This window comes from Roseivirga sp. (assembly GCF_965216855.1).
Lineage (GTDB): Bacteria > Bacteroidota > Bacteroidia > Cytophagales > Cyclobacteriaceae > Roseivirga.
This window is the reverse complement of sequence record NZ_OZ244204.1, coordinates 706,876-718,587: the sequence shown is the minus strand read 5'-3', so window position 1 is coordinate 718,587 and position 11,712 is coordinate 706,876. Positions and strand designations below refer to the sequence as shown.

The 11,712-nt window shown below is 42.1% G+C and carries 9 protein-coding genes; 4 read left to right on the top strand and 5 right to left on the bottom strand.

Going from position 1 to position 11,712, the window contains the following annotated elements; genetic code table 11:
* Nucleotides 1-14 precede the first annotated feature (14 nt).
* The gene (locus tag ACOOEY_RS03195) at nt 15-623 is read left to right on the top strand and encodes a hypothetical protein (RefSeq protein ID WP_420387229.1); all 609 of its coding nucleotides are present in this window, start codon (nt 15-17) and stop codon (nt 621-623) included.
* 99 nt (nt 624-722) lie between these two features.
* On the opposite strand, the gene pckA is transcribed toward ACOOEY_RS03195, so the two are convergent.
* The gene (gene pckA, locus ACOOEY_RS03190; RefSeq protein WP_420387228.1) at nt 723-2,342 is read right to left on the bottom strand and encodes a phosphoenolpyruvate carboxykinase (ATP); all 1,620 of its coding nucleotides are present in this window, start codon (nt 2,340-2,342) and stop codon (nt 723-725) included.
* Nucleotides 2,343-2,558: 216 nt separating this feature from the next.
* Between pckA and ACOOEY_RS03185 the strand changes: the two genes are divergently transcribed.
* Complete coding sequence (locus ACOOEY_RS03185) at nt 2,559-4,094, top strand: peptide MFS transporter (RefSeq protein WP_420387227.1); 1,536 nt, start codon at nt 2,559-2,561, stop codon at nt 4,092-4,094.
* Between the two features lie 88 nt (nt 4,095-4,182).
* The gene (locus tag ACOOEY_RS03180; protein ID WP_420387226.1) at nt 4,183-7,038 is read left to right on the top strand and encodes a M16 family metallopeptidase; all 2,856 of its coding nucleotides are present in this window, start codon (nt 4,183-4,185) and stop codon (nt 7,036-7,038) included.
* Nucleotides 7,039-7,107: 69 nt separating this feature from the next.
* Here ACOOEY_RS03180 and ACOOEY_RS03175 read toward each other — a convergent pair whose 3' ends face one another.
* Nucleotides 7,108-7,680, bottom strand: coding sequence for a uracil-DNA glycosylase family protein (locus ACOOEY_RS03175; protein ID WP_420387225.1), 573 nt, complete (start codon nt 7,678-7,680; stop codon nt 7,108-7,110).
* Nucleotides 7,681-7,729: 49 nt separating this feature from the next.
* A complete protein-coding gene (locus tag ACOOEY_RS03170) occupies nt 7,730-8,302 on the bottom strand; it encodes a GNAT family N-acetyltransferase (RefSeq protein ID WP_420387224.1) in 573 nt (190 codons plus the stop codon).
* Between the two features lie 281 nt (nt 8,303-8,583).
* On the opposite strand from ACOOEY_RS03170, the gene ACOOEY_RS03165 reads away from it, so the two are divergent.
* Nucleotides 8,584-9,195, top strand: coding sequence for a trimeric intracellular cation channel family protein (locus ACOOEY_RS03165; protein WP_420387223.1), 612 nt, complete (start codon nt 8,584-8,586; stop codon nt 9,193-9,195).
* Here ACOOEY_RS03165 and ACOOEY_RS03160 read toward each other — a convergent pair whose 3' ends face one another.
* Together ACOOEY_RS03160 and ACOOEY_RS03155 are read right to left on the bottom strand one after the other, a co-directional pair.
* The gene (locus tag ACOOEY_RS03160) at nt 9,196-9,891 is read right to left on the bottom strand and encodes a GDSL-type esterase/lipase family protein (protein WP_420387222.1); all 696 of its coding nucleotides are present in this window, start codon (nt 9,889-9,891) and stop codon (nt 9,196-9,198) included. It lies immediately after the preceding gene.
* On the bottom strand, nt 9,881-11,527 hold the full coding sequence (locus ACOOEY_RS03155; RefSeq protein WP_420387221.1) for an AMP-binding protein: 1,647 nt from the start codon (nt 11,525-11,527) through the stop codon (nt 9,881-9,883). The genes ACOOEY_RS03160 and ACOOEY_RS03155 overlap by 11 nt, the downstream gene beginning before the upstream one ends.
* Nucleotides 11,528-11,712 lie beyond the last annotated feature (185 nt).

The following is an 11,712-nucleotide window of genomic DNA, read 5'->3' as shown; positions in this document are numbered from 1 at the left end:
CTAAAACCAGTACTATGGCGCGACTGAAACTACCTACACTAAGTGTATTTTTATTGATTGTTATTTTTTCGCTTCCGGTACACGCACAAGACCAAAAATCGCTGGACAGAACCTTTACCGAGATTCTCGATGAAGCAGAATCTTATGAGGAGTATAAGGTGATAAGAACCAGCAAGCTCCGAAACTTCAGAGAAGCAATGTATGACAGTCTCACCGCATACAAAAGCACCATTGCTACCTTACAGTCAGACCTATCTGAAGTTCAGCAAGAAATGGAAGAGCTGAAGTCGCAGTTCACCACAGTGCAGCAATCATTACAACAATCGCAGGCCAGCTCAGATCTTATTGGCTTTCTGTGGTTCGATATGAATAAAATGACCTACACCATATTTGTCTGGTCACTAGTGGCCTTGCTTAGTCTTTGCCTGCTCATCATGTATGGAAGAATCAAACATGTATGTGGAGTGGTAAAGAGGGTTAAAACAGCCTACTCAAAAATTGTGGATGATTATAGAAATCAGAGATTCCAGGCCACAGAAAAACAAATGAAATTAAAACGTGAGCTCCAGACTGCATTAAACCGATTGGAAAATATGCAGGCAATGGAGAACGGACAGCATTAAAAATAAATAGTAGTGTCGGATTGGTCGAGAGGCCATTAAAAAACCCCAGCGTACGGCCGGGGTTTTTTTGTTGAGGTTGAAGTGAAGTTTTGTATTGAATTATGCGTAATCCGTTCTTGGTTTTGGACCACCAGCAAGGATTTCATCATTGGCATAAGATTCAAACTTCTTGAAGTTCTCCTGGAACATTCTGGCCAGTTTGTTGGCCTTTTCATAGAATCCCTGATCGTTCTTCCATGTCTCACGTGCACTTAGCAACTCGCTAGGCACATCAGGACAAGTCATTGGGATTTCGGCACCAAAGATTGAGTGCTTCCTGTATCCAACATTGTCGAGTACACCAGAAAGCGCAGCAGAGATCATTGCTCTGGTGTATCTCAATTTAATTCTTGAACCAATACCGTAAGGGCCACCTGTCCATCCTGTGTTGATTAACCATACATTAACACCATGCTCATCCATTTTCTTACCAAGCATTTCAGCATACTCAGTTGGGTGAAGAGGCATGAATGGAGCTCCAAAACAAGCAGAGAATACAGGGGTAGGCTCAGTAACACCAGCTTCCGTTCCCGCTACTTTTGAAGTATAACCAGAGATGAAGTGGTACATAGCCTGACCTTTGTTCAGTCTCAAAATCGGAGGCATTACTCCATAGGCATCACAGGTTAGGAAGAATATGTTTTTAGGAATACCACCAATTGATGGTTCGGCAATATTGTTAATGTGGTGAATAGGGTAAGATACTCTTGTGTTTTCAGTCACTGAAGTATCTTCATAATTCACGGTTCTTGTACCTTTTATGAATCGGGTGTTTTCTACAATTGCACCGTATTTAATGGCTCTGAAGATATCGGGCTCATTTTCCTCAGTGAGGTCAATGGCCTTGGCATAGCATCCACCTTCAAAGTTAAATACGTTCTTGGCAGTCCATCCATGCTCATCATCACCGATTAAAAGTCTGTTAGGATCTGCAGAGAGGGTGGTTTTTCCTGTACCAGAAAGACCGAAGAAGATAGCAGTATCTCTGTCTTTGATACCCATGTTAGCCGAGCAGTGCATAGGCAGCACACCGTCAACAGTTGGAAGAAGGAAGTTCAATACAGAGAAAATTCCTTTTTTCATTTCACCGGAATACTGTGTTCCACCAATCAGAATCATTCTTTTGGTGAAATTGACTATAGCAAAGTTGCTTTGTCTTGTACCATCGGTTTCTGGATCGGCCTCAAACTCAGGGCAACAGATGATGGTGAAATTAGGATCGAAATCAGAGAGTTTGTATGTCTCAGGCCTGATGAACATGTTGTAGCAAAACAGGTTGTGCCATGCATAGGTGTTGATTACTCTCAGTTTAAGACGGTGCGTTTTATCGGCACCGGCATAGGCATCGCGTACATATACTTTTCTTTCTTCCAGATAACCCAGCATTTTGGTGTAGATTCTGTCGAAAGACTCAGGAGAGATACCAATGTTGATATCGCCCCACCATACTTTATCCTCAGTCAGCTCATCTTTAACAATGTATCTGTCTTTAGGAGATCTACCGGTAAATTTTCCGGTATCACACATTAAGGCACCGGTATCTGTCAAGTGGCCTTCACCATTTATAATTGACTCCTCTATCAATTCGGTTGGGCTAAGATTCCAATGTGCTTCTTTAACTTTTTTAATACCTGCTGCTTCCAGGCCTGCTTTGTTGGATTTCGTTCCTGTTTCTAACATGATTATTATAGGTAATTTCCTTGTTTATGAAATCGTTTGCAAAAGTAACTATCGTATCGGAATTTAGCGCATGAAAGCTGAACAAATACTACCCTATGCCATTTTGGGTAAATGGCTGATTTAAAAGCCCTATTTTTCCTGTTTGTGGTAAATCAGCTTGTAATATCTTCGATACGGTCGTAGATTGGAAACTTTGCTAAAAACTATTTAACAACTATGTCAGATCAGAAAATGATTTTCGGTCACCCGCGCGGACTAGCTACCCTGTTCTTTACAGAAATGTGGGAACGTTTTAGTTATTATGGCATGCGGGCCTTGCTCATACTCTTCATGAGTGCGGCTGTAGCCGATGGTGGACTCGGTTTTGATGACCAAACCTCCGGAGCAATTTATGGACTTTACACCATGGGAGTTTACCTGTTGGCTTTGCCAGGAGGTTGGTTAGCAGATCGACTTTTTGGCTTGAAGAAATCCGTTTGGTATGGAGGAATCATCATTGCTTTAGGACACTTTACCATGGGAATTCCAGGTATTGCAGAGCTTTTAGGAGTTCATTCAGAAGGAGTAACAGCTCTGGATACCAATTCATTTTTCCTCGGTCTGATTTTCGTGGTAATTGGTACTGGTTTACTCAAGCCAAATGTAAGTGCTTTGGTTGGTGGACTTTATGCTCCGGGAGATGTGAAGCGAGATGCCGGTTTCTCCATTTTCTATATGGGTATCAATATTGGAGGGTTTCTCGCCCCAATTCTTACAGGAACATTGGCTGAATCTAATTGGCATCTGGGCTTTGGATTGGCAGGTTTTGGCATGGTGCTGGGATTGATTCAATATAAACTCACTTCCGGATATCTAGGTGAAATTGGTGATTTGGAACCTGCCAGAGATAATACCGAAGAAGAGGAAAGAAAAAAACTAAAAAAGGGTACAACCTTCGTAGTGATTGCCCTGGCTGTACTTGTCCTGTTGATGTTCATGGGAATAATACCGATTGATGCCTTTTCCATTGCCAGCTATTCCAAATACATCATTGCCATTGTCGCCTTCAGTTATCTTGGATATGTAATCTTCTTTGGTGGCCTTACGGCTTCTGAACAGAAGAAGGTAATTGCCATTGGTATCGTCTTCGTATTCTCAGCCCTGTTTTGGTCTGGATTCGAACAAGCCGGTTCAACGCTAAACCTGTTTGCTGAACGATTTACTGACCGCTCTATCTTCGGTTGGGAAATGCCTGCCAGTTACTTTCAATCAGTAAACTCATTGTTTATTATTCTTTTTGCACCATTATTCGGTGCCCTCTGGGTTTGGTTGGCGAAAAGAAATTTAGAACCATCTTCACCTTTGAAATTCAGTTTTGGACTTATTCTTCTGGGGCTTGGTTTTTTGACCATGTACTTCGCAGCTAAAATTGCGGCTTCAGGCGACTTAGCCGCCCCTTCATGGCTGTTAATTACTTATTTACTCCATACCTGGGGTGAATTGAGTTTGAGCCCTGTTGGCCTGAGTTTGACTACCAAATTGGCTCCTAAGAAATTCTATTCTCAAATGATGGGTATTTGGTTTATCTCTGTAGCACTTGGAAATCTAATCGCTGGCCTGATTGCCGGGGAGGCCAGTGGAGGTGATGCAGAAGGTGTGCAGCAAATGCCGGATCAGTACATGCTCATTGTAATGACTACTATTGGTGGCGGGCTTCTTCTGTTAATGATTAGTAAATTAATACAGAAGAGATTAATGGGGGAAATTCACTAGATAACCATCCGTTTATATAATAAAAGAGCCGCTACGTAACTGTAGGCGGCTTTTTTGTTAGATTGATGTATAATTCAATCATGTGATTATGAAAAACTCAAACAACTATTTTATCGGGCTGTGTCTGCTATGTATCATGGCATTCTTCACAGCCTGTCAGACTTCTTCTGAATCACCCTCAGAAGAATTCTCACTCGATTTTGAAAAATATACCCTGGACAATGGACTGGAAGTGGTCCTTCATCAGGATAAGTCAGATCCTAAGGTAGCAGTAGCAGTACTATACCATGTAGGATCCAACAGGGAGAAACCCGGCAAAACCGGTTTTGCTCACTTCTTTGAACATATGCTTTTTCAGAACTCTGAAAATGTAGGTGCAGGAAACTTCATCAAGTATGTTAATGAACTGGGAGGCTCTTTTAACGGAGGAACTTCAACCGATCAGACCATCTACTTCGAGACGGTACCAAGCGATGCTTTGGAAAAAGTGCTTTGGATGGAGTCAGACAGAATGGGCTTTTTCATTAATACAGTTTCAGAATGGGGGCTGGAGAATGAAAAACAGGTAGTTAAGAATGAAAAGAGACAAGGGGTAGACAATCAGCCTTATGGACATAAAGACTATGTTCAGCTTAAGAATCTTTATCCTGCCGGACACCCTTACAGCTGGGATGTGATTGGTAGTCTGGAAGACTTACAGAATGCCACTGTGGCCGATGTAAAAGAATTCTACTCAAAGTACTATGGTGCTGGCAATGCCACATTGGCTATTGCAGGTGATATAGATTTAGCAGAAACCAAGGAACTGGTTAATAAATATTTTTCTGAGATCAATTCAGGTCCTGAGGTGGAGACCATAGAGCCCAGGCCAGCTGTGCTGGATGAAACCAAGCTGCTTTACCATGAAGATAAGTTCGCCAACCTGCCTGACCTGGAAATGATATGGCCAAGCGTAGAAGAATATCATCAGGATATGTGGGCTTTGAATATGCTGGGTCAATTACTGACCGATGGTAAGAAATCGCCTCTGTACAAAGTGGTTGTAGAAGAGAAGAAGCTTGCTCCTAATGTTTATGCCTATAACAGCTCAAATGAGATTGCGGGTACTTTTAATATCGGAGCGCGAGCCTTTGATGGTACTAATCTCAATACCCTGAGAGCTGCCATTTTTGAGGCCCTGGAAAAATTTGAATCAGAAGGTTTTTCAGATGATGACCTTGCCCGCATCAAAGTAGGTGCTGAGACGGGAGTGTACAATTCGGTATCAAGTGTGTTTAGCAAGGCTTTTCAACTGGCGAGTTACAATACGTTTACAGGCGATCCGGGCTACATTACTAAAAACCTGGAAAATACGCTCAATGTCACTCGTGAGGATATCATGAGGGTGTATGATAAATACATTAAAGGAAAGAACTACCTCGCTACCAGCTTTGTACCGGTAGGACAAAAGGAGCTGATTCTGGAAGGATCGGTTAAGGCTGAAGTTGTAGAGGAGCCAATTGTTCAGGGAGCAGAAGGTAATCTGGATAAGTATGAGAGAAATGTGTCCTTTGAGAAGACTCCATCAGCCATTGATCGTTCGGTTATTCCAGATTTGAATGGTGACCTGAGTTTCTCGCCACCAGCCATAGAAACAGGAGAGTTGGCCAATGGAATGAAAGTGTTCCACATTTATCAGGATGAGTTACCTATGGCTCAGTTCAGCATAAGACTTAAGGGAGGAATGTTCCTCGATAATCCGGAAAAAGTGGGGACAGCTGCTCTGCTCGATAATATGCTCATGGAAGGTACGGCCAATAAAACACCTGAAGAACTGGAAGAGGCTATTGGGCAGTTAGGTGCCAATGTCAATGTTTTTGCATCGAGAGAATACATAACCATTTCAGGTAATTGCCTGGCTAAAAACTACCCCAAGGTATTGTCCCTTGTGAAAGAGATATTGCTGGAGCCGCGTTGGGATGAGGCTGAATTTGAGCGTATCAAAAGTTCAGCTTTGAACTCAATTCAACAATCGAATGCCAATCCAAATGCCATCGCCTCAAGAGTTTTCAATGAGGTGCTTTATGGCAAAGATCATATCTTCTCTAACCCTACTTCAGGAACAACTGCCTCAGTATCTTCCATCACCTTAGATGATCTGAAGGCCTACTATAATGAAAACTTCTCGCCATCGGTGGCTTCCTTCCATTTTGTAGGCGCATTGGACAAAAGCGAAGTAATGGAGTCACTGGAATCTCTGGAAAGCTGGAAAGCTAAACCTGTAGACTTCCCTGAGTATGAAGTGAAAACAAACGTAGATGATTCCAGAATCTATTTTGTGGATTACCCCGATGCGAAACAATCTGTTATTAATATTGGTAGAATAGCGATGGACGGAGAAAATGATGATTATGCCGCTGCGTCAGTATCTAATTACCGATTAGGTTCCGGGTCTGGCTCGATTCTGTTTAAGGAGCTAAGATTAGAGAAGGGCTACACTTATGGAGCTTATTCAGGTTACAGTCGTACAATGAATGGGTCTGTATTCAATGCCTCTTCCAGTGTAAGGAGTAATGTGACCAGAGAATCAGTTGATCTGTTTAAGGAGTTGCTTGAGAATTACAGTGATAATTTTTCTGATGAGGATATGGACGTAACCAAAAACTCCATCCTGAGAAGCAATACACAGTCTTGTGAGACTTATGGAAGCCTTTTAGGTATTCTGCAGAATATTTCGACTTATGATCTACCACTGAACTATATAGCACAGGATGAAGCGAAACTGAAGGCTATGGACAAGTCTGAGGTAAAGAAGCTGATCGATGAATATATGAATCCGGATGACCTGGTTTATGTCATTGTGGGTGATGGTCAGACACAATTGCCGAGGTTAAATAATACAGGTCTTGGTGAGCCAGTGTTGGTAAACAAGGACAAAGAATCTTTGAAGATAGAAAAGCAGTAATCTATTACTGAATAAAGCAGGGGAGGCTGCGTGGATGGGCTATTGTAAGGCTTTTCACGATAGCCTCCCTTATTTTTTGAGTATTTCCTTCACTTTTGACTTTAGCTCAGGGAGCACTTCCTCTTCAAACCAAGGGTTCTTCCTCATCCATATGCCATTTCTTGGAGAGGGGTGAACCAAAGGGAAATAATCGGGAAGATAAAGCTTGAACGATCTGACTGTCTCGGTTAAGGTATTCTTTTTCCCTGGCAGATAGTGGGCCTGAGCATATTGTCCAATTAACAGCATCAATTGAATATTGGGCATTTGATCTAAGAGTTGCTGATGCCAGGCAGGTGCACATTCAGGCCGGGGTGGTAAATCTCCCGACTTACCCTTTCCAGGGTAGCAAAAGCCCATGGGCATAATAGCAAACAGTTCAGGATTGTAGAAATCATCGTCACCAACACCAAGCCACTTTCTGAGGTTTCTGCCAGAAGGATCATCCCAGGGGACTCCGCTTTCATGTACCCTTGTACCTGGAGCCTGGCCAATTACCAAGATTCTGGAATTGCTACTTACACTTACAACAGGCCTGGGTCCCAGGGGTAATGATGAGGCACATATTTCGCATTGTCTGATTTCCCGTAATAAATCTTCCACACTTAAAGATGTCGAAAATCTGATCAAATTATTGTCAGGCAGAAGATAGTCACATGTTGAGTTTAAAGCTTTCAGTCACTTCAATGAGAGATTTAAGGGGTTGAGGAGGGGAATTGTTAGGTTGAAGCTTATAGTCCCACCAACTGGTATTGTACCATTGACCATGTTTGAAGCCTATATTGCTCATGTCTCCAATGTGTTGAAAACCCAGGTTTTGATGGAATGCAACACTGGCTTCATTAGGGAGAGTAATTACAGCAATGGCCTTCTCATAATTCATACTGCGTAGCATGTTCAATAACAGCAAGTAAAGCTTTTTGGCCACTCCGAATCTTCGATACTCCTGATGAACATAGACGGTTACTTCCTGATTCCATTGATAGGCTTGTCTGCTTCTGTGAGCTGTGGCATATGCATAGCCTATGATTCGGTTATTCAACTCAGCGACCAGCCAGGGAGCCGTAGCACTGTAAGCTCTTATTCTTTCTTGAAACTCCTCCTCAGAAGGAACTTCGATTTCAAATGAGATGGCAGTATTTATAACAATAGGGCCGTAAATCTCGAGTATTTGTGCTGCATCTGAGAGTCTCACGAGCCTGATATCGAATAGAGCTTCTTGCATGGAGGAAATCTAGTCAAAAAAATAAGGCTGTAATAAAAAAATCACAGCCACTAATGTAACTGTGATTTTCATGTTTAGGTGAAAGTCTGGCTTGTCGCCAGTTAAATGAATTAATCATTTATTGGAAGGTAGGTACGAAGTTTCAGTTTGACCGGATTGTGGCTTGGTTAAACCTTTTTTTATTGATTTTGTAAGTATCTGACAGTCAATATGTATGTTGAGAAATTATTTTTCTCTTTTATGACCAATAGTTATTGCACTACCTTTGGTTCATGGAATGGATGTCCAGCGCGGACTTGATTTACTATGTCGATTTAGCCGGAACTTTTGTATTCGCGGTGAGTGGATGGTTATTGGCTTCCAAAAAGGAGTTGGACTTCTTTGGTGCGGCTGTTATCTCTTTTATCACTGCTGTAGGAGGTGGCACTTTGAGGGACGTGCTGATTGGGAGTACTCCGGTTGGTTGGATGCAGGATGCCAACTACTTGCTGATCATTGCTCTGGGTATGGTATGCACTGTTTTCTTCAAACGTATCTTCGAAAAGCTGAGAAAGACCATGTTCTTGTTTGACTCCATTGGAATCGGCTTGTTTACCATATTAGGAGTTCAAAAGACCATAGATTTGGGTTTGTCTCCTGTGATTGCAGTCATGATGGGTACTATCTCTGCTGTGTTTGGAGGTGTATTGAGAGACACTCTTGTGAATGAGATTCCACTGATTTTCAGAAGAGAGGTCTATGCAACTGTATGTCTTGCAGGAGGAGTAGTTTATCTTCTATTGGGAGAAACGGCATTGAATGACGATCTACGTATTATAGCCACTATCTCCATCATCATCACCATTCGCATATTAGCAGTAGTGAATAACTGGTCTTTCAGAGCAGTGAAATAACTACATCAAACCTTCCTTTTTAAGTATGTCTACCCATAGTTTATAACCTTCAGCATTGAGGTGTAAACCATCATATGTGAGTTCTGACTGTAGCCTCTGTCGATCATCGAGGAAATAGGGAAACAGGTTCAGAAATTGAACATTTGTTTCAGCACATACTTTAAAAATAAGCTGATTGGACATCAATACTCTAAATTGTTTGTCATAGTGCTGAGGGAAGCCATTGTATTCAGGGTTAACCGGAAGAATGCTCTGAACTATGATTTGAGTATTGGGGCTTTCCTGCTGAATCCTTTCAATGATTTTCCTGATGTTATCAGCAATCACGGGTTCAGGGATGTCCATGCCGATATCATTAATGCCAATAAGGAGAAATAGTTTAGATGGCGACCGCTCGATGATTTCATCCAGCCTTTTTAAAATGCCAAAGGCAATATCTCCGCCAATACCACGGTTGATCACATCAGTATTAGGGAAGTAAGATTGCCATTGACCTCCTTCGGTTATACTATTTCCCAGAAATATGATTTGACCTTGTTTCATTGGTTCTTTAGCAAAAATACTGAGTCGATTGTTATGATGCTCCATAATGTAAGGCACCGTATCGAACACACGTTTGTGAGTTACCTGAGCCTGACTAAATACAGGGGTAATAAAAAGGACCGTGAGACCGAATAGCAGCGTTTTAAGATTCATAAACAACCTGATTTTTTTGTTCAAACCACTGAGGGTACATAGGCAGATGCAATGCCTCAACTCGATTTCTTTTCACTTTTAGTGAGGGTGTCATCAATCCATTCTCAACAGACCAGACTTCTTTCATAATCACAGCACGGGCTATTTTCTCATAGCTCTCCAGGTGAGGATTGATTTCTTCAATGGTTTGCCAGATGGATTTGTTGAAATCATCTTTCGACTTTTTCTGTCCACTTTCAGAAGGCACAATCAGGGCAATTGGTTGAGGTATACCTGTGCCTACTACACAAACCTGATCAACGTCATTGTTCTTCAATATTTCCAGTTCAATCGGGGCAGGAGAGATGTATTTTCCTTTATCCGTTTTAAACTGGTCTTTCACTCTGCCGGTAATTGAAAGGTAGCCATCGTGATCAAACTCTCCAATATCTCCGGTTTTCAGATACCCATCTTCGGTGAACATCTCCTTTGTTTTTTCAGGCTCTTTAAAGTAACCTTTCATAAGGCAGTTACTTTTAATGAGTATTTCTCCCTCTGGTGAAAGCTTAGAACTTACTCCGGGTAAGGGTCTGCCCACCGTACCAAATTTGTTATGTCCCGGAAGATTAAAATGACTCAGAATACAATCTTCCGTCATGCCATAGGCCTGGTTGATTTCAATGCCGAGTTTCTGATACCATTGCTGAAGACTTACCGCAATTGGAGCGGCACCGGAGAAATTGGCTACTGAAGCCGAGAGGCCTAATTTCTTTTTAATCTTCTTTTTTACAATGCCACCGATTAATGGAAGTCCTAAGAGTTTATCCAGTTTCTTTTGGGGCATTTTCTCCAGAATTTTCTCCTGAAACTTCTGCCAGATTCTGGGCACTCCAAAAAACGTCTCCGGTTGAACAGAGGCAAGGTCTTCGGCAAAGGTTTCCAATGATTCAGGAAAGCTCACGGTACCACCCCGGAAAATAGCCGAAAGCTCAATACCCGCTCTTTCAGCTATATGTGTCATAGGCAGGTAGGAGAAGTACCTCGGTTGATCAGGAAGTTTTATGCTTTCAATGGCTGTGTTGATCAACTGGTCGAAAGCACCAACTGAATGCATTACGCCCTTGGGAGCTCCTGTGGTACCTGAGGTATACATGATGGTCATTAATTCATCTGCCTGTTGTTGATGGATTTGTTCAGCAGGAGAATGGGCAGCTATTAGCTTTTCCCAGGTGTATTCCTCCATCACCCCATACATTTCTACTCCAATCTTTTTAATAGCAGGTATGCCGGAACTCTGGGCGTTATAATCATCCAGCTTACCGATGATTATGGCTTTAGATTCACTATGAACGAGAATTTCATGAATGGACTCGGCCCCCAAGGTTGGATAAATAGGTACTGAAACACAACCGGCCGCCATAATCGCCAGATCGGCCATGAGCCAGTGGGCACAGTTTTTTGAAAGTAAAGCTACATGATCGCCCTTGCGGATGCCCATATTGTGTAGAGCTGTGACCATAGTTTTGACCTGTTGGTCAGTCTCTTCAAAAGTAAATTCAACAAAGTTGCGGTTAATGGGCTGTCGTAAAAACACCCGGTCAGGTGTTTTATTCACCCAATAGTGAAAGGCCTCTAAAGGCGAGGTGAATCGTTCCATAATGAGATAAAGTTTGGCTGAAGGAATATACAGAATATGGCTCAATTTCTGCATGGCGCAATGACATAATCGCTTTACATACTTAAAGCTTTAGTTTCTCATAGACTTTTAAGACCTTTGTAAGAGGTTAAGTCAAATATTTTCATGGTTTTGAAATATTAGGGTCATCTATTTCACAACCCATT

Coding starts and splice junctions, on each gene's coding strand:
- ACOOEY_RS03195 (WP_420387229.1), top strand. CDS start 15: ATGGCGCGACTGAAACTACCTACACTAAGTGTATTTTTATTGATTGTT.
- pckA (WP_420387228.1), bottom strand. CDS start 2,342: ATGTTAGAAACAGGAACGAAATCCAACAAAGCAGGCCTGGAAGCAGCA.
- ACOOEY_RS03185 (WP_420387227.1), top strand. CDS start 2,559: ATGTCAGATCAGAAAATGATTTTCGGTCACCCGCGCGGACTAGCTACC.
- ACOOEY_RS03155 (WP_420387221.1), bottom strand. CDS start 11,527: ATGGAACGATTCACCTCGCCTTTAGAGGCCTTTCACTATTGGGTGAAT.
- ACOOEY_RS03160 (WP_420387222.1), bottom strand. CDS start 9,891: ATGAATCTTAAAACGCTGCTATTCGGTCTCACGGTCCTTTTTATTACC.
- ACOOEY_RS03170 (WP_420387224.1), bottom strand. CDS start 8,302: ATGCAAGAAGCTCTATTCGATATCAGGCTCGTGAGACTCTCAGATGCA.
- ACOOEY_RS03180 (WP_420387226.1), top strand. CDS start 4,183: ATGAAAAACTCAAACAACTATTTTATCGGGCTGTGTCTGCTATGTATC.
- ACOOEY_RS03165 (WP_420387223.1), top strand. CDS start 8,584: ATGTCCAGCGCGGACTTGATTTACTATGTCGATTTAGCCGGAACTTTT.